This window comes from Streptomyces sp. CG4 (assembly GCF_041080655.1).
Classification (GTDB): domain Bacteria; phylum Actinomycetota; class Actinomycetes; order Streptomycetales; family Streptomycetaceae; genus Streptomyces.
In genome coordinates, this window is record NZ_CP163525.1 from 209,063 (window position 1) to 226,858 (window position 17,796).

A 17,796-nucleotide genomic window follows, 5' to 3' on the forward strand; every position below is an offset into this window, starting at 1 on the left:
CTGACAGGCGGACGATCAGCCCTGCGCCCGCTCCCTGATCGATATGGCGCCGAACAACATTCGTGTTGATCCGTTCGGGCCGCACACCCAACTGCACTGCCGGCTCCACGTAGCCGTCGCCGACCGTGTCGATGAACGCGTCGATGCTCCCGCCGGACGCCTGCCGGATTCGCTCGGCCACCCCTCCCTGTACTCGACCGGGACGACTCCGCGCTGCTTCAACCAGGCGTGGTTGCGCTTACTCGCAAGCCCGATCACCGTGGCGCCGCGCCGCTGGGCGAACTGCACGGCAAGCGATCCGCCGCCGCCCGCCGCACCGGAGACGACGACCGTGTCGGCGGGTTGGGGGTCCGCGGCGAACACGGTGGCGTACGCGGTCGCGCCGCAGACTTCCACCACGACGCCGACCAGATCCCTGCCCTGCCTGGAAGGACACGTCGCCGACCAACTGTCGTGCAGCGCACCTCTGCGGATATGCGCCTCGCCAGGCCGGATCCCGGCCGCGCGGACCTCGACCAGCACTTACCCAGGGTCGGGCGTCGGCCGTGCCACCTCCTCCACCCGCAGCGCATCGATCCCACCGTACGCGTGGAACCGCACCGCTTCGTTACGTGATCACCACACTTCCTCGCTCGGACAAGGCTTGTACGGCCACGCGGCGGATGGCCGACGACGCACCTGTGGCCTGACCTGCACCGTGGAGCACGCGCACCCGGGAAGTCGACGGAGAGTCACGGCACCGGTTGGGCCGTACGTGGGGGGATTCTCAATGGCCGCCGACATGTGATGCCCTGTGGCGACGCGCGCCGCCTCGACGGTGTTTGTACCCGTGAGAGTCATACTGGGTCCGTTCCGGGCTCGATACTTGGAACGGTATGCCGAACGGGCCCCGGCACGCTCCCTCCGAGCAGACCGGGGCCCGTTCGCTGCCCGCGCAGCACCTCGTAAGCGCACTCGGCCCGTACTACAGATCACGATTGCCCGGGGCCGTACCGCCCGCACCTGGCAGCCGGTGGCAACCTTCCGGGCGTCCCGCCGGGACGGTGGACGTCGGCCTGCCGGAACGCCTCTGGCTCGGGATGACTGGGTTGACTGTCGAACAGCCCAGTTCAGTGAGGGCGCGGTGAGACAGCGTGGTGGTCATCCGACACCAGATACGAGGTAGTGGCAATCTGAGGTTAACTTCCTGGCGCGCCAACCACTCTTCGTCAGTGAAAGTGCGTCAATTGGGCGGCCAGGAAGCTAAGTTGGCGCGAAGTGGATGAAGAGATCTAAGGAGACCCGGGCATGAAGGTCGGTATGAAGCGGCTCGCGGTGGTCGGCGCGCTGGGTGTGGCCTCAGCAGCACTGGCGGCATCCCCTGCGTTCGCGAAGGGCGACATCTCGATTCAGGCCAGCCGCCACACCGTGCATGCCGGTCACCTGGTGAAGGTACGCGGCCAGGGTGACGACGACGCCGAGCGGTACACCGTGCTCGTCATACAGGAGCGGGCCGGCAAACCCGGCCACTGGAGCCACTGGCACGCCGTCACACGGAGCCTCGACGGCAATGCGCGCGCAGACGTCAAGGCCAGGCACACGGGCGAGCTGCAGTTCCGTTCAGTGCTGTACTCGACCGACAAGCACCACCACCACGCGAAGACGGACCGCACCTCCACGTCAGTGACCGTCCACGTCGTCCGCTGACCGTTGCAAGAGCACCACACGCTGATCGACCGCCTTCACCGGAACGGCCGTGTCGTTCCGGTGAAGGCGGCACCGTTCCCCGCATGTCCGGGCCAGCTGGGTTCGCTGTCAAACGGCCGTACCGCACCAATGGCCCGTGAAGCCGGAAGCTGCGGCTTGATCCTCTGCACGCTCCGGCCGGGAGTCCGGTCGGTCAGGCCTGGGCGAGGGTGTCGAGGAGTTCTTCGTTGTAGAACTCCTCAAGGGTGCAGACGCCGGAGAGGGTGCCGAAGTAGCGGTCCACCAGTGTCTGGTTCGTGGAAATGGCACGCAGGAGGGACAGGCGCTCCTCCGGGATGCTGAGCTCGGCGACGTTCAGGGTGCCGCGGTAGAACTCCACGAACCTGTCCTGCAGGTCCTGGGCGTAGCGGTCGCAGGCCTTCGCGAGAGCCGCCGGGTCGTGCAGGTCCTGGCCGATGTGGTCGACGAGCATCTGCGACTGCAGGAAGGCGTCCGTGATGCCGCGGGCGGCGATGGAGTCCTTGTGGTGCGCGGCGTCGCCGACCAGGGCCCAGCCCGGGCCGGACGCCTGCCGGAAGAAGTTGAGCTGTTCGCCGGTGCCGTAGAGGCGTTCGGCCTGGGTGGCCGCGGACAGCCGCTCGTGCAGGCTCGGCGCCGTGGTGCGGATGGCCTCCAGGTAGGCGGACTGCGCGTCGGTGCGTACCTGCTGGAACTCCGCCTGGGGGAAGTACGTCATCACGAGCGTGCGGGCGTCGTTGGTGGGCACGACGCCGACCCAGCGGCCGGGGCGTTCATACAGCTCGAAGTGGGCGGGCAGACCCTCCCAGTAGCTGTAGTAGGTGCAGGCCATGGCAGGATTCTCGATGACCTTCGGGGCGTCGACGAACTTGGCGACCGCCGAGCGCATGCCGTCGGCGCCGATGACCAGGTGGGCGCGCTCGGTGAACTCTCCCCCCTCGGTCGTCTTGTACGTCACGCCGGCGACCTTGTCGCCCTCGTGGAGCAGGCCGGTGACCGTGCACCCCTCCCGGAACTCTGCGCCGGCCGCGCCGGCGGCGTCGGCGAGTATCGGGTCGAGCACGAAGCGCCGGGGCGCGTACGTCGTGCTGTGTCCGTCGGCGGGCAGCAGTGAGCCCTCCAGCCGCAGGCCGGAGGTCTCGTAGCTGACGCGCTCGATGGGGGTGATGTTGGTGGACCGAATCTTCTCCAGCAGGCCCCAGCGGTCGAGCATGGCGACGCCCGGCTGGTGGAGGTAGTGGGAGGAGAGCTTGTCCTGCGGGAAGTGCGCCTTCTCCAGCAGCAGGACGCGATATCCGGCGCGGGCCATCAGCATTGCCGTCGGCGCCCCCGCACAGCGCGCTCCCACCACGATCACGTCGTACACGACGTCTCCTTCTTACTTGCTCTCGGTTGTTCTTGCTTGCTCGGTGTGAGAAATGAACGCCCCTGGTGGGGAGTTCCGTTGGCTCTTGGCTTTCGGCTCAGGGGCGAGCGGGCTTGGTGGTCTCGGTGTCGCTCATGCCGGCGTTCTCGCCCCTGCTCCTGGGCTCGGGCTCGTCGCTGGAGTTGTCCAGGGACCAGCCTCGGAAGGAGCAGATGACGACGAGGATTCCGCCGCCGACGATGGCCCAGTCGGCAAGATTCATCACGCTGAAGCCCTGGACGGCGATGAAGTCGACCACCGCGCCCTGGAAGTTGCCGGGGGTGCGGAAGACGCGGTCGGTGAGATTGCCGAGCGCGCCGCCCAGGAGAAGGCCGAGCGCAAGGGCCCACGGGATGCTGTAGAGCTTGCGCGCCAGCCGGATGATCACCACCACGACGAGCGCGGCAATGACCGTGAAAACTATGGTCGTCGCCTCGCCCATGCTGAATGCCGCGCCGGGGTTGCGTATGACCCGCAACTGCAGCCAGTTGCCGATGATTTTGACGGGAGTGCGGTTCTCCAGCCGCGCGACCACGGCCAGCTTGCTGCCGAGGTCGATCAGGTAGGCGAGGCCCGCCACCGTCAGGAGCAGGGGGATGCGGCGTCTGCCTCTGGTCCGCTGTCCCCTGTTCTCGCCGTGCGCCTCTGTGGCCTGCCCTGGATTGGTCACGCTCTGTCCCCTTGAAGTCTGTTGTCCGGCCGCGTCCCGGCCTGCCGTCACGGACCCATGTGCGATGTCCGCCGCGCCCTCCAGCCTATGGATCCGCTCCACGCCCGTCGGGGCAGGGGCAGGGCCGCAGGACGGCGGCCGTGAAAGTCGCTTCCGGAAGCGGTTCCGGGGCGCTCGCACGGCCGCCGTGGGGCCGTCCGCACGGACGACCGGGTCGGGACCCGCTCGTTCGAGCGGTCGGCCGGCCCCTCGGTCAGTTGCCCTGTGTGGCCTCCACCAGGGAGCGGGGACGCATGTCGACCCAGTGCTCGTCGATGTAGTCGACGCACTCCTGGCGAGCGGCCTTGCCGTGCTCGACGGTCCAGCCGTCCGGGACGGCGACGGCCGCCGGCCACAGGGAGTACTGGCCCTCACCGTTGATCAGGACGAAGAACTCCGCGTTGGCGTCATCGAACGGGTTGTCCATGGCAATCTCTCCTTTTCCTCACGCTTCGCGTGAACCCATCAGTTTGCGCGCGACAACCGGACCGATCTCATCGACCGGGCCGCGCTTCATCATGTCCTCGTGCGAGCAGTCGACGTCGTACACGTCGATCGGGCCGGTCACGTGGCGTTCCCACTGGTCCTCGCGTGCCAACGGCTCGGAATCGCCGCCGGTGGCGACGAAGAGCGTCAGTTCGCCGGCGTACGACGCCAGGGAAATATCGGTGGACAGGCGCGCGAAGTTGTTCATCACGGCGGCCACCCGAGCCATTTCGAAGCCCTCCGCCATGCGCAGGACGCTCTCGTGGTCGTCCGCGCCGGGCTCGTCGTAGCCGTAGTAGTCGGTGAGCATACCGACGACCTGGGACTCGTTGACCGTCATGTCCTCCTCGTCCACGGCGACGGGTACGGGCGAGGCGTCGAGGACGGCCAGGAAGGCCACTTCCTCGCCCTCCCGCTGGAGTTGAGTCGCCATCAGATGTGCGAGGACGCCGCCGAACGACCAGCCCAGAAGGTGGTAGGGGCCGCTCTCCTGGACGGTACGGATCTGCCGGATGTAGTCCTGGGCTATCTCGTCCAGGCTCTTGGGGAGTTCGGTGTCAGGGCCCGTCAATGCCCTTGCCTGGAGGGCGTAGACGGGGCGGTCGGTGTCCACGTGCCGGAGCAGGCCGGAGTAGACCCAGCCCACACCCGAGCCGGCGTGGACGCAGAACAGCGGCGCGGCTTCACCGGTTGCCCGCAGGGGCAGCAGGACGTCCAGCGACTCGCCGCCGGCGGCCTTGCCCAGACCGGCCGCGAGGGCGGCGACGGTCGGGGCGGCGAACAGGTCGCGGATGGCGAGCTCGACACCGAGGACCGTACGGACCCGGCTGACCAGACGCGTCGCCAGGAGGGAGTGACCGCCCAGAGCGAAGAAGTCGTCGTCGACACCCACCTCGGACAGACCCAGAACCTCCGCGAACAGACCCGCCAGCAACTCCTCACGCACCGTGCGCGGACCACGGGCGGACACACCGCCCGACAACTCCGGAGCAGGCAGCGCCCGGCGGTCCAGCTTCCCGTTGGGCGTCACCGGCAGGGCATCCAGCACCACCACCGCCGACGGAACCATGTACTCCGGCAAGAACTGACCCGCGAAGCCACGCAGTTCCACCGACAGACCGGACTCGTCCACCACCTCGGGTGCCACAGTCACATAGGCGACCAGATAGGTACCGCCCGGGCCGTCCTCGCGCGGGACGACCACAGCCTGACCGACCGCCTCATGCCGGGACAGCACCGCCGCGATCTCACCCGGCTCGATACGGAAACCACGGATCTTCACCTGATCGTCCACACGCCCGACGAAGACCAACTGCCCGTCTTCGTCCCAGCGCACCAGGTCACCCGTGCGGTACATCCGCTCACCCGCCGGGCCAAACGGGTCCGCGACGAACCGGGAAGCGGTCAGACCCGGCTGGCCCAGATAGCCACGCGCCAACTGGACGCCCGCGACGTAGAGTTCGCCGACCACGCCGGCGGGCACCACGCGCAGCGCGCCGTCCAGCACGTACACCCGCGTGTTCCATACCGGGCTGCCGATGGGCACCGCTGCGGTGGCGTCCGCCGCAAGGGCGGCGGAGGCGGTGACGTCGACGGTGGCCTCGGTGGGGCCGTAGAGGTTGTGCAACCGGACGTCGAGGGTGGCGCCCACCCGTGCCACGAGATCCGGTGACAGCGCCTCGCCGCTGGTGACGACCAGGCGGATGCTCTCGCACTGCCCGGCGCTCTCCTCCTCCACGAACACGCCCAGCATCGACGGGACGAAGTGCAGGACGCTGACCGAGGTCGCGCGGATCAGTTCCGCCAGGTACTTCGGGTCCTTGTGCCCGTCGGGCCGGGCCACGACGAGCGTGGCACCGACGATCAGGGGCAGGAAGAACTCCCAGACGGAGACATCGAATGTCGCCGGGGTCTTCTGCAGCACGCGGTCCCGCTCGGTGATCGAGTACGCGTCCCGCATCCACAGCAGACGGTTGACCAGCGAGGCGTGCTCGATGGTGGCGCCCTTGGGGATTCCGGTGGAGCCGGAGGTGTAGGTGGTGTACGTCGGGTGGCCGGGGTGCACCGGGTGCCGTGCTTGCGGTTGATCCTCCGTCACGATCACCCGCGTAGACGGACAGCGGAACACCAGTGCCTGGCGCTATCGCTATGCCAAGGCCGAGTGCTCGTACGGGGTCGACTGGGAGACCGCCGTCTACGACACCAAGTGATTCTGAGCCGCCCGACATAGAAGCCAATGGGGAATGTGATGCACAGCTGGTTGCTGCATCTCGCGGGCAGCAACCACGCCCCGGTGACCATAGTCGAGCGGCAGTTCAGCCGAAGAGCTCAGTGGGGCGTTCAGAGTCACGGGAGAACTGAGCGCGCTCCTTGAGCCTGGCGCACATTCCGTGTACGCCGTGAGGTGCTGTTGGTTCGAGTGGGGGTGGAAGACCTGCGCCAACCCGCTGCCGCGGCAGTCGGGTTGAAGCTGAGGGCAGCCTGATCCCAACAGAGCGATTTATAGCCGGGCTTCATTCGTCCCCTCCGCACTCGTATCCTCACTCAGTTATGAGTTTCACGGAACTGCTCGCGTCCTGCTTACGGGGTGTCTGACGGAACAGACCCCGGGCACCGGCGGCCAGCGTCCACATCAGGAGGGGAAACGCCGCGACCCGCTCCATGCCTCCCATGCCCAGTCCCAGGTAGTGGTGGGAGAAGAAGAGCCCCAAGGCCGTGAACGCCGTGACACCCAGAAGGCTGGTGGCCCAACGCAGTGGCCCCGGAACGGCGTTCGACAGGCCAACTCCCGCCAGCAGAAGACCGATGTTGCCCGTCCCCATGATGAGCAGGGCACCCAGGACGTGCTGGTTCTCGTTGACGTCCGCAGGCGCCAGCCCGGCGAGCACAAATCCCAGACCGGCACCGGCCAGCAGAATCCGAGCCACGGTGGCGGTCACGCCTCGGCGCCACATGGGACCAGTCAGGGCGGCGCCGACGACGAGTAGCGTTCCCAGGGCGACGAACGAGACGTTCATCAGGCCGTGTTCGGGCGAACAGACATACCGTGGCTCTGGTTCCTGCTGCATGGCACAGTGAGCGTTACCCAAGTCACTGATGTTGTTCCGTGCCCAACTGTACGGTCTCGCCCAGGCTGACTCCACGATCCCGTGGATCGCAAAAAACTGCACCACACCCACGCCCCATGCGGAATATCCGATCCGAGACTTCACCCGTCCACCTTCTGTCGCACGATTTCCGTACGAGCCAGCGGATCACGCGGCTCCCGCCTCAGGCACTCCGGCGAGCCCCCGAAACGAGGTAGGGCAGGCCCTACGCACGGCCCGGTCTCATGGGCTTCACGGAACCGCGGGCAGAGTGAAAGGTGGCGACCGCTCCTGCGTGATGGCCATGGCAAGGGATCGAGCCGCGGGTGGACACGTAGGCCTGTTGTCTCGGCGATGCATGTGCACTTGGTCTTCGTGACGAAGTACCGACTCGGAGTCTTCGACGACGAGATGCTGACACACTGCGAAGAAATCATGCGCAAGGTGTGCGAGGACTTCGAGGCACAGCTGAAAGAGTTCAACGGCGAACGTGATCACGTCCACCTGTTGGTGCACTACCCGCCGAAGGTCGCCGTCTCGAAACTGGTCAACAGCTTCAAGGGGGTCTCCGCCCGCAGGACACAGCAGGAATTCACCGGCCCCGTGAATCGCGCCATCATACATGGGCACCTGTGGTCACCCTTTCATCCCCGGCGTGAAGGACTCCGTTGGGAAAGGCGTGATTCGAGCGGGCCGGTGTCGTTGGTCTTGCTGGTGGCTATGGTCGTTGGCGGGGTGGGGGGATCGGGATGTCGCTGGAGTCGCGCTCGGATGAAGGGGTGCCTGGGCTGACGGCCCGGGTGGTCCGGGCCTCGTTTCCCAAGGGGACCTTGGCCATCCGGATCCGGGAAGCTCTCGGCGCACTGTTCACGGACGAGGACTTCGCCGAGGCCTTTCCCGCCCGTGGTCGGCCCGCGATCTCGCCGGGGGCCCTGGCACTGGTGTCGGTGCTGCAGTATGCCGAAGGACTCTCCGACCGGCAGGCCGCCGACCAGGTGCGAGCGCGCATGGACTGGAAGTTCCTGCTGGGCTTGGAGCTGGATGATCCGGGGTTCGACTTCACAGTCCTGGGTGACTTCCGCGCCCGTCTGATCACGCATGGGCTCGAGGAGCGGGTCCTGGAGGTGGTGCTGACCCGGCTGTCGCAGGCCGGGCTGCTGCGAGCCGGTGGCCGACAGCGCACCGACTCCACGCACGTGCTGGCCGCGGTGCGCACACTGAACCGGATGGAGTTCGTCGGCGAGACACTGCGGACAGCACTGGAGGCGCTGGCGGCGGCCCCGGACTGGCTGACGCCGTTGATCGACTCCGGCTGGGTGGAGCGGTATGGGGCCAAGGTCGACAACTACCGCTTCCCGAAGGGGGAGAACGTCCGCCGGGAATGGGCCGAGCAGGTCGGGCGGGACGGGTTCGCTCTCCTGGATGCCATCGATGGCCTGACCGCGCCGGCCTGGCTGCGCGAGATCCCTGCGGTGGGCATTTTGCGCCGGGCCTGGGCGGAGCAGTATCACCGGGACGGACAGGAGGTGCGCCGGCGAGAGGGCAAGGACCTCCCGCCGGCCAGAGACAGGCTGTCCTCCCCTTATGACATCGACGCCCACTACGGCATCAAACGCGGGGCGGGCTGGTGCGGTTACAAAGTCCACCTGAGTGAGACCTGCCAGCCGGACGCACCGCATCTGATCACGAACGTGGAGACCACGAACGCCACCGTCAACGACACCGAGGTCACCGCGACCATCCATCAGCAGCCGGCCGAGCGGGAGTTGAAGCCGCGTGAACACATGGTGGATGCCGGTTATGTCACCGCCGCCCACATCCTGGCTGCCCGCCAGGACCATGGCATCGACCTGGTCGGCCCCGTAGGCACCGACACCCACCACAGCGGGCGGGACGCACAGGCACCGGACCTGACCCAGGCCGCTTTCACGACGGACTGGGAAGCCAGGAGGGTTAACTGCCCGCGGGGAGCGGTCAGCGTCAGCTGGTCCCAGCAGCGCAAACCCAACGGCACCCCACTCGTCCGCGTGCACTTCGCACTCACCGACTGCGCACCATGCCCCCTGAGACCAAGGTGCACCAAGGCAGCCAACGGCAAGTGGGGTCGCAGCCTCACCCTGCTGCCCCGCGAGCAGCAGCAGATCCTCGAAGAACGACGCGCCGAACAGCAGACCGACGTCTGGAAGGAACGCTACGACGTTCGCGCCGGGGTGGAGGGCACCATCTCCCAGGCCGTCCGCCGCACCCACCTGCGACGCACTCCCTACCGAGGCCAGAGCAAAACCCACCTCGCGAACATTCTCTCCGCCACCGCCCTCAACTTCACCCGCGTCGACGCCTGGCTGAACGGCACCCCACTCGGCTCCACCCGCGTCTCCCACCTCGCACGCCTCACCCTCGCGGCGTGACCCGCTTGCAAGAGCCGTTCTGCGGATTTCCCAACGGAGTCATGAACGCCGGGGCTTTCACACAAGGCCACCGGTAAGCCGTCTTGGACCAGTCCCGCCAGCACGAAGAACTCCGGCAGCCAGTCGATACACAGCACCGCGCCCACGGCCCTATGTCCTATGTGCCGGCGGGGCCGACGGGCAGCCGCTCAGGACCACCCACGGCAACTTCCCGGCGCCTTGTTCAGCGGACGGTCACCTCCACCCGGGCGGAGAGGGCGAACCACCCGAAGGAAGGGAGGCGAAGAGCGCTGGCTCAGCGCGGTGGTCCAGTCGACGACGGTCTCTCGCACCGCCTTGCGCGTGCCCCTTCCCGGAACGTCACAGGACACCGGGAGAGACGTTGCCGCCGGGCAGCTGAGGCTGCCTTCGCAGCGGGCGGGCGGCAGGCCAGGGCGCGGACGGCATGACCTGCGCCAGCTCGTGGCGTACGCGGTCGGCTTCGCCACGAGCCTGGGCCGGCACATCACCGCGCTCTGCGACAAGGCGGTTGAAGATCGGGGTTTCCTGGAACACGCTGGAATCTGCCTTCTGGTTGACGCGGCACGGCAACCGCCGAGCTACGAGCCGATCATGTGACAGATCGAGTATCCCGTGCCGCGAACCGGGGCAGTGACCAGCCGTATCCCAAGTGGCAGTCCTCCCGACATGGAAGCTCCCTGTCTGCGGCCGCCGACCGCCTCCGACTGTCCGCGGCCGGCACCAGGACCCGACGCGCCTCCTCAGCAGTGACGGAGGGCTGATTGCGTGTGCGGGCACGGCCATGGACGGCACACACGAAACCGGACTTGGTCGTCGCGGTCATCGGCTCTCGGCGATCTCTCTGCGCCACTAGGTCGCCCAATTGTCCGGGACGATGCAGTCGCGGTGGGCCGAGCCGACGTACCGCGGTTTGCCAGGAATCTCCACAGCACTTCGCGGGATGTTCACGCCATGAAAGCCCCGTTTGCGCAGTTCAGTGCATTGTGTCGGTGGCCCGACGCCCCCGCCACCACGGTCACCGCCACAGCAGCACTTCACCGCGGACGCTGCCACCACGAACCCACCACCGGCGGCCCAGCATCCCCAGAGGCCGAACGGTGATCGATTAAGGATGCGCCCTTCCGCGAACAGAGCCGATGACGGGCACGACGGGACAGCAGGGCGGCACGAGGCGATCGTTCTGCTCGCCCAGGCTCGTAAGGCAGTCGGAGACGAGCGCGGAGCGGACGACCACCTTGTGCACGTCGCACTGCATCTGATCGACTGCGCCGTCGACGCCACCGCCCTCCTGGACCGAGGCGATGGACTGGAGGCAACGCCATGAGCCGAACTGTCCCATCGAAAGGAAAAGCACCGCGCCGCCGGTGGCGACGCGGCAGGATCTCGGTCGCTGTGCGCCCGGCCGGGCGCTCCCGGTTCTGCTTCCTCAGAGGCTGCGGGCGGTGATGTCGCCGTCAGGGGTGGTGGCGCGGATGTCGAGTTCGGCGGTGCCGTCGTTCTTGAGGGCGTTGCTGATGCGGCCGTGGCCGGTGTCGGCGTCCAGGGCGGCCGAGACGCCGGTGGCGGCGCCGACCGTGATGTCGCCACACTGGGTGCGGAGCACAACCGTGCCGCGCACGGCCTCGGTGATCCGGATGTCGCCCCGTGCGGTGCTGATCTCGGCGGGGCCAACCAGCCGGCCGACCTCGACGTCGCCGTCGACGGCGGTGAGGCGGACGCTCGCGGCCTCGTCGATCTTGATCTGGCGGTACGCGCCTTCGAAGGCGACGTCGCCGAGGCGGCCGACGCCGCGGAGCTCGCAGCCGGCAGTCTTGGCCTCGACGCGGGAGCCGGCGGGCAGTTGGACAGTGACCTCCAGAGATCCGGAGCGGCTCAGGAGCTGATTCCTGGGCTCGGGAGCGTGGATCCGCAGGACGCCGTCGGCGTAGACGACGGCGGTCTGCTCGGCGGTCTGGACATCGCGGCCCTTGGAGGGGTTGGCCGGCAGGACCTCGACGGTGGTATCGGCGCGGTCGGCGCCGATGAACTGGACGCGCCCGGCGGGGATGTCCAGGACGACGGAGATCGGGGCGGGGGTGTCGAACTTCTACATCGTGCTCTCCTGCACTCACTCGTTGTTTCTGACACCGGAAACGCTACGTTGCTTTCCTGAGTTACACAGCACATTCGTTGCACAGAATCCACATTCACGCAGGTGAGATACCTGCAAGTATTGCAACAGTCTCGAAATTAACGCAACGGATGCTGGCGATCGTTGCAATAGATGAGAAGTAAACGCTATGGCAAAGGGATCGGGAGGACCATCATCAAGGCCACGCCGGAGCTGGCCGGCGGCCTGCCCCGCACCGAGACCGCCCGACGCCTCGACCGTCCCTTCTTCAGCCTGGTCGACGAAGAACTATGCCGCCTGGATGTGGGCGCTGATCTGCTGCTGCACGAGCACCTGTTCACCCCGGTCGTTCCCCGGACCTGCCCGCGTTCCCCGCCCAGCAAAGTGGCCGATGTCCGTGAACCAGGTCCGCCCGGCCTTCGAGGGTGCCGGGCTGTGGCTCAGCCGGCTTCGATGTAGGGCGTGTCGTCTGTGGTCCAGGCAAGTCGGTCCACATACAGCGCCCTTGTCCGGAGCGCGCCGCCGTCACAGGTCCAGATACCGTGATAGGCGACGTAGTCACCGTCTGCCTGGCTGAACACCGTGGCTCCGCCCGGCCCGGAAAGCTGATTGGCGTCCCCAGGTACGCAACCGTCGTGGGGTCGTGTGGAACTTCTCGGTGCCGAGTTCCGGGGCATTCCGTGCGCAGAGTTGGCCGAGCCGGTCCTCGGGTTTACATCGGAGTCCAGCAGCTTGGTGTCCGACTTCTGATATCCGCCGGTCAGGCTTGTGCTTGTGGCATAGCCGGTGTAGTAGCCGGGGTTGTTGTACCAGCCGGCGGAGTAGAAAAGCACGTAGTGCCTACCGTGGTGCACGAGGAACGGTGCCTCCAGTTGGCCGTTCTCCGGGTCGTCGAAGGATGGATCGGCCTCCAGGATCTTGGTGGGTTCTCCGGCCCATTGCAGTCCCTGCCCTCCTAGGTCAACAAACTTGCGGAGGTATATTTCGCTCGGCACCCACTGGTCCGGGTTGTCGCTTCGGACGGCCTCGACCTTGTACACGATGTAGCGGGAGCCATCGGTATCCACGAAGACGGCGGGGTCGATGACGCCCCGGCGGTGGCCGTCGGGCCCATCCGGGCCGCAGAACAGCTCGGCCGGAGCGGCATCGAAGTGAACGTTCGGGCCGACATGACCGGCCGTGGCCATTCCCACGCAGTGTCCCTCTCCGGTTCTGGGCAGCGCGGAATACAGCATCAGATACCCGCCGGCAGGACGGGTCGAGACATCCGGCGCCCACAACTGCGGGGCCGCGTTCGCCTGATCCACCGGTGCGGTCCACTCCCCGGCATCGGGCAGCGCATCCGTGCGAGCGCCGGAATCATCGTGCAGCGCCCGCCACTCACCGGCAGGGTCCGGGGTCACCGACCGGCCCACGGGTACGCGGGTTGCAGCAGGCTGAGGCAGGTCCGTCTGCGACGAGAACGCGTACCACAGTCCGTCGTCACCCTGGACCACTCCCGGGTCGGCGAAGTCCTCCTCGATCTTCAACTTGCCGGTATCGGCCTTCGAGAGGCTCGGCGAGGCCATCGCCCCGCCCGTCGGCCCCACAAGAGTCATCGCGCTGATCAGGCCGGCGACGACGCTCCGTCGCAAGGGTTTCACGCGCATGATCCCCACTCCCTTGTCTGGGTTGTGCCGGTCACCTGGAACCGGTCGCCTCACGCACTGAGGTATAGGACAGTTGGATTGTTCGGCTTCGGCCGCCGGACAACCGAACGACGACATGCGTGACACCGTGTCGCACGGCGACCGCAGGGGGCGGACGCCGACTCGGAAGGGGGAAGGCTGTGCCTCGGCGTGAACGTCCATTAGGCCCTGGCGATGATGCGCTGACTCGCTTGGCGGCGGATCTGCGCACCTTACGGGTCAAGGCGGGCAGCCCCCCGTACCGGGAGCTGGGACGCCGAGCGCACTACTCTGCCGGAACCCTCTCCGATGCGGCGAGCGGGCGCCGCCTCCCCTCACTGCAGGTCACGCTGGCGTACGTGCGCGCGTGCGACGGCGATACCGAGGAATGGGAACGGCGCTGGTACGCGCTCGCCGGCGAACTCGCCGACCAATCGGCACCCGATCAGCATCCGACAGATGACACGCCTCCTCCCTACGTTGGACTGGCCGCCTTCCAACCCGAAGACGCAGACCGGTTCTTCGGCCGGGAGACGCTTACCCGACAACTGCTGGACAAGGTGGCAGATCAGCGCTTCCTCGGTGTATTCGGTGCCTCGGGCGTCGGCAAATCCTCACTGCTGCGGGCCGGACTCATCGCACAGCTACGCCGCAGCGCCGCCGACCAGCCCGTCATCGTCATGACTCCGGGCCCCCATCCGATCGAGGAATGCGCCGTCCAACTGTCCGGCCTGACCGGCCAGTCCGCGGCCGCGCTCCGTGCCGAACTGCGTGCCGACGCGGCCAACCTGCACCTGCGGGTACGCCAGGCACTGGCCGACCGGCGAGACACCGACCTCGTGCTGGTCATCGACCAGTTCGAGGAGATCTTCACGGTCTGCCGCGACGCCCAGGAACGAGAGCTGTTCATCAACGCACTGATCACCGCCACCCATACACCGACCAGCCGGTCCCGGGTCGTCATCGGCCTCCGGACAGACTTCTACGCCCATTGCGCCCGCTACCCGGAGCTGGCCGGCGCGCTGCAAGACGGGCAGATACTGGTCGGCCCGATGACCACGGACCAACTGCGCCGAGCCATCGCCCAGCCTGCGGTACGCCTCGGCTATACCGTCGAAACATCACTGCTGGTCGCGCTCGTGGCTGACTCCGCCGGCGAGGCCAACGTGCTGCCACTGCTCTCGCACGCGCTGCTGGCAACCTGGCGACGTCGTCGCGGCAACACGCTCACCCTCGCCGGATACCAAGCCGCAGGCGGCATCCAGCACGCACTGGCACACACCGCCGAAGCCGCCTATCGCGCTCTCACCGGCGACGAACAAGCCCTGGCCAAAGACCTTCTGCTGCGACTCGTCGCCCTCGCCGGCGATCCCGGCGACGGCGAGGACACCAAGCGACGCATCAGCCGAGACGAGCTGCCCGCCGATCCGCGCGTCGGCAACGTACTCGAACGATTTGCCACGGCACGGTTGATCACCCTCGATGGTGACCGCATCCAGATCACCCACGAAGCACTGATCCGCTGCTGGTCGCGCTTGCGTGACTGGCTGACCACGAACCGGGCAAACCTTCACCTGCACCGCCACCTCACCGAGGCCGCTGACGACTGGGAGGCCCTCGACCGGGATCCCGGCGAGCTTTACCGGGGTACCCGGCTGGAACGCGCCCGGCAGTTGGCTGCCGGTAATCCGAACCCACTCAGTCCGCGGGAGCAGGCGTTCGTCAACGCCAGCATCGAGGCCGAAACCGACCATCATGCCGACATGCGCCGTCATACCCGCCGGCGACGCCTGCTCTTCGTGATGCTGGCACTCCTGATGGCAACCGGAACAGCGGTCGTCGCCATGTACGCCACACGGGGAGGCGGCGACAACACTCCTTGCTGGACGTCGTTCGACCCGGTCAATCCCGAAGGCGCACCGATGGACCAGTACTACCGCAACTGCGAAAAGCGAGAAAGAAGGGTCGCCGCAAAGGACGAGGAAGGCAACTACCAGCACCAGACCACCTGGGACCTGCAACCGGACCAGGTCGCCCATTGGCATTGGAACAGAACCACCAAAGACCACCATTACACGACCGTGTATGTGACGACAGGAGGCAGCGGACACTGAGCCGTTGCCCACCTGATCGCTTGGCCGGTGCGCCGCGCTGGGCACCGGCCGATGCAACTACCTGCCGGGCAGCAGGCGTTGCTCGCCATGGTCCCACCTGCGCTGCGGCGATATCTACGCCGAGCTCGCCGCCGGCTTTGGGTCGGTGTCACCACCGTCTACCGCTACACACACGAGGCGATCACCGTCCTGGCCGCCGTCGCCCCCACCCTGGAGCAGGCCGCAACGGCCGCCTCCGCCAAGGTGTTCGTCGTCCTCGACGGCACGCTGCTGCCCATCGACCGGATCACCACCGACCGCCCGTTCCACTCCGGCAACCACGAGAAGCACGGCTTGAACGTGCAGGTGCTCCCTCCACCTCCCGTCGGCGTGAGGCGGGAACGGCTCATTGATTACCGTGCGCGGTGTACAGCGGACACCGCGTCTGGTCGAGTCTGGAACGGCCGCAGCACTGCCATCCCTTCCTCGAGCCCGACCTTCATGGCGAAGTCGAACCGGTCCACCTCCAGACACAACCCCACATCGGCGGGGTGAGCAGCGCGGCGTCGCTCGCCGCGCAGGTCGTCCGCGGCTGAGGAGGTGCGGGCGCGGTGCAGAGAGGGGCCGGGGTCGAGACGCTCCCCGGTCAGGAGCCGGTCCAGGTACCCGGAGCAGGCCAGATCCTCAGTGGCACGGCCGTCCTCGCCGGTGGCCACGAACGTCACCGAGTCGGCGCCGGCATCCGCAAGAGCCCGAGCCGTCGCGCCGGCCACGACGAAACTGGCGCACAGCGCCATTCTCGCCTGGACAACCGCCAGGGCCCCAACTGTTCCCGCAGTGGTCTTTTGAATCACGGTGCGGCCGGTCAACTCGGCCTCCCGGATCAGGCCAGGGGAGTTGACCAGGTCGAACCCGCTGGCTGGTGCCCCGTCCTTGAGCGCAAGCCAGCCCGGGTGAGACGCCTTGATCGCCAGTGCCTCGTCCTCGTCGGCAGCGAGGACGATCTTGTCTGCCCCGCGGTGGAAAGCCCATGCGGCGGTGGTGAACGCCCGCATCACATCGATCACTACAGCCACCTGTTCGGTGCCGTCCACCTCGTGTATTCCGACGACTCGCGAGTCCATGCCGGGATGGTCGCAGCCCACTGAAGCGGTCCACAAGACGCGTTGACGATCTTTCCCGCCGGCCTGGTTCCGCGTCGTCAAAAACAGCTCACTCGTGTCCTCGTTCGACACGTTGGCTTCACTCAAGGGCGCCGCCCCCGTCTTCGCAAGGGGCGGCGCCCGCTCATCGCGTCAGCAGTAGACGGTTGTGTAGTGGTGCCCTGGCGTGGTCCGCTCCCAGTACCACTTGCCGACCCAGCCGGGCTCGAGCGAAATGTGCTCGGGTTGCAGGTAGTTGTCCTCGACGTCCTGAGCGCACACCGTTACGTCGCGATTGGTGCAGTTGCGGTAGAACTGCCACATGCCCGCGCCGTCGGGGTTGGACGGGTCGAACGACGTCCAGCACGGATAGTCGGTAAGCGCAGCGGCTTTGGCGGGCGTCGCCGCAACGGCGGCGCCGTGGAGCGTCGACGCCGAGGCCGAGTCCGCGCCCATGACCCCCAGCGCCGCTATGACCGCCGCCATTGCGGCCAGTTTGGTCTTCATCACGTGGTCTTTCCTCCTCTTCGGTCATGCCGGCACCCGAACGGTTCTCGGGGCCGGATGTGATCTGGTGTAGTCGGAAAACGTTGTTCGGGGTCGACGGAATGGGGGCGAACAACAACGTCCGAACAACCAGGTTCGGCCGAGGCCGGACGACGTCGCTTCAGGGGAGGGCGGGCCGTTGCTCGCCGACTCGCCGAGCCGACTCGCCGGACGGATCCAGATCCGCCGGTAGCGCTCGCTGTCCCGGGCGTCGCCGGAACAGCGCTGCGGGGTCGGGCGGAAAGGTCGTCCCTTCGGACAGGAGCCGCACGGGGGCAGGGCTCGCCGAAGCCGGCCGAGCAGCTCACCCTCTCCCACGCCATCGCCTCCGACAGCTGACGTCGGAGCAGCCCCGCGCCGTAGCTATCGCATGCACACAGGATGGAAGACGGCCGGGCATCTGGTCGCGCTCCCCAGTC

At 67.3% G+C, this 17,796-nt stretch carries 14 protein-coding genes and 2 pseudogenes; 5 read left to right on the plus strand and 11 right to left on the minus strand.

What is annotated here, in order from left to right; genetic code table 11:
• Positions 1–15: 15 nt before the first annotated feature.
• Positions 16–522: a hypothetical protein gene (locus tag AB5L52_RS01075; protein WP_369362276.1), complete on the minus strand. Its 507-nt coding sequence runs from the start codon at positions 520–522 to the stop codon at positions 16–18.
• Between the two features lie 765 nt (positions 523–1,287).
• Between AB5L52_RS01075 and AB5L52_RS01080 the strand changes: the two genes are divergently transcribed.
• Positions 1,288–1,686: a hypothetical protein gene (locus AB5L52_RS01080; protein ID WP_369362277.1), complete on the plus strand. Its 399-nt coding sequence runs from the start codon at positions 1,288–1,290 to the stop codon at positions 1,684–1,686.
• A 193-nt stretch (positions 1,687–1,879) separates the two neighbouring features.
• On the opposite strand, the gene AB5L52_RS01085 is transcribed toward AB5L52_RS01080, so the two are convergent.
• The 5 genes from AB5L52_RS01085 to AB5L52_RS01105 all read right to left on the minus strand — a co-directional run bounded on the left by AB5L52_RS01085 (position 1,880) and on the right by AB5L52_RS01105 (position 7,516).
• The gene (locus AB5L52_RS01085) at positions 1,880–3,070 is read right to left on the minus strand and encodes an NAD(P)/FAD-dependent oxidoreductase (protein ID WP_369362278.1); all 1,191 of its coding nucleotides are present in this window, start codon (positions 3,068–3,070) and stop codon (positions 1,880–1,882) included.
• Between the two features lie 97 nt (positions 3,071–3,167).
• Positions 3,168–3,779: a signal peptidase II gene (gene lspA / locus AB5L52_RS01090; RefSeq protein WP_369362279.1), complete on the minus strand. Its 612-nt coding sequence runs from the start codon at positions 3,777–3,779 to the stop codon at positions 3,168–3,170.
• A 253-nt stretch (positions 3,780–4,032) separates the two neighbouring features.
• The gene (locus tag AB5L52_RS01095; RefSeq protein WP_351034344.1) at positions 4,033–4,245 is read right to left on the minus strand and encodes an MbtH family protein; all 213 of its coding nucleotides are present in this window, start codon (positions 4,243–4,245) and stop codon (positions 4,033–4,035) included.
• Positions 4,246–4,263: 18 nt separating this feature from the next.
• Positions 4,264–6,402 carry an amino acid adenylation domain-containing protein gene (locus AB5L52_RS01100; protein WP_369362281.1) on the minus strand — a complete coding sequence of 713 codons (2,139 nt, stop codon included), beginning with the start codon at positions 6,400–6,402 and terminating at the stop codon, positions 4,264–4,266.
• A gap of 442 nt (positions 6,403–6,844) precedes the next feature.
• A complete protein-coding gene (locus tag AB5L52_RS01105; RefSeq protein WP_369362283.1) occupies positions 6,845–7,516 on the minus strand; it encodes a DUF998 domain-containing protein in 672 nt (223 codons plus the stop codon).
• Positions 7,517–7,681: 165 nt separating this feature from the next.
• Between AB5L52_RS01105 and tnpA the strand changes: the two are divergent.
• Positions 7,682–8,038, plus strand: a pseudogene (gene tnpA / locus AB5L52_RS01110) (IS200/IS605 family transposase); the annotation flags it as partial.
• Between the two features lie 101 nt (positions 8,039–8,139).
• Entirely contained in the window at positions 8,140–9,798 is a 1,659-nt protein-coding gene (locus tag AB5L52_RS01115; RefSeq protein ID WP_369362285.1) for an IS1182 family transposase, read from the plus strand.
• A gap of 360 nt (positions 9,799–10,158) precedes the next feature.
• Here the strand turns inward: AB5L52_RS01115 and AB5L52_RS01120 are convergent, their stop codons facing one another.
• The 3 genes from AB5L52_RS01120 to AB5L52_RS01130 all read right to left on the minus strand — a co-directional run bounded on the left by AB5L52_RS01120 (position 10,159) and on the right by AB5L52_RS01130 (position 13,578).
• On the minus strand, positions 10,159–10,353 hold the full coding sequence (locus tag AB5L52_RS01120) for a hypothetical protein (protein WP_351028485.1): 195 nt from the start codon (positions 10,351–10,353) through the stop codon (positions 10,159–10,161).
• Positions 10,354–11,245: 892 nt separating this feature from the next.
• The gene (locus AB5L52_RS01125; RefSeq protein ID WP_369368777.1) at positions 11,246–11,884 is read right to left on the minus strand and encodes a DUF4097 family beta strand repeat-containing protein; all 639 of its coding nucleotides are present in this window, start codon (positions 11,882–11,884) and stop codon (positions 11,246–11,248) included.
• A 485-nt stretch (positions 11,885–12,369) separates the two neighbouring features.
• A complete protein-coding gene (locus AB5L52_RS01130; protein WP_369362286.1) occupies positions 12,370–13,578 on the minus strand; it encodes a glycoside hydrolase family 43 protein in 1,209 nt (402 codons plus the stop codon).
• A gap of 230 nt (positions 13,579–13,808) precedes the next feature.
• On the opposite strand from AB5L52_RS01130, the gene AB5L52_RS01135 reads away from it, so the two are divergent.
• Complete coding sequence (locus tag AB5L52_RS01135; RefSeq protein WP_369362287.1) at positions 13,809–15,710, plus strand: hypothetical protein; 1,902 nt, start codon at positions 13,809–13,811, stop codon at positions 15,708–15,710.
• A gap of 54 nt (positions 15,711–15,764) precedes the next feature.
• Positions 15,765–16,061, plus strand: a pseudogene (locus tag AB5L52_RS01140) (transposase family protein); the annotation flags it as partial.
• A 41-nt stretch (positions 16,062–16,102) separates the two neighbouring features.
• Here the strand turns inward: AB5L52_RS01140 and AB5L52_RS01145 are convergent.
• Together AB5L52_RS01145 and AB5L52_RS01150 are read right to left on the minus strand one after the other, a co-directional pair.
• Complete coding sequence (locus tag AB5L52_RS01145) at positions 16,103–16,813, minus strand: 2-phosphosulfolactate phosphatase (RefSeq protein ID WP_369368778.1); 711 nt, start codon at positions 16,811–16,813, stop codon at positions 16,103–16,105.
• A gap of 171 nt (positions 16,814–16,984) precedes the next feature.
• A complete protein-coding gene (locus AB5L52_RS01150; protein WP_369362288.1) occupies positions 16,985–17,338 on the minus strand; it encodes a hypothetical protein in 354 nt (117 codons plus the stop codon).
• Positions 17,339–17,796 lie beyond the last annotated feature (458 nt).

Bases quoted from the DNA above. Each gene is read 5' to 3' on its own strand.
- AB5L52_RS01145 (WP_369368778.1), bottom strand. From the start codon at position 16,813: ATGGACTCGCGAGTCGTCGGAATACACGAGGTGGACGGCACCGAACAG.
- AB5L52_RS01130 (WP_369362286.1), bottom strand. From the start codon at position 13,578: ATGCGCGTGAAACCCTTGCGACGGAGCGTCGTCGCCGGCCTGATCAGC.
- AB5L52_RS01150 (WP_369362288.1), bottom strand. From the start codon at position 17,338: ATGAAGACCAAACTGGCCGCAATGGCGGCGGTCATAGCGGCGCTGGGG.
- AB5L52_RS01095 (WP_351034344.1), bottom strand. From the start codon at position 4,245: ATGGACAACCCGTTCGATGACGCCAACGCGGAGTTCTTCGTCCTGATC.
- AB5L52_RS01115 (WP_369362285.1), top strand. From the start codon at position 8,140: ATGTCGCTGGAGTCGCGCTCGGATGAAGGGGTGCCTGGGCTGACGGCC.
- AB5L52_RS01080 (WP_369362277.1), top strand. From the start codon at position 1,288: ATGAAGGTCGGTATGAAGCGGCTCGCGGTGGTCGGCGCGCTGGGTGTG.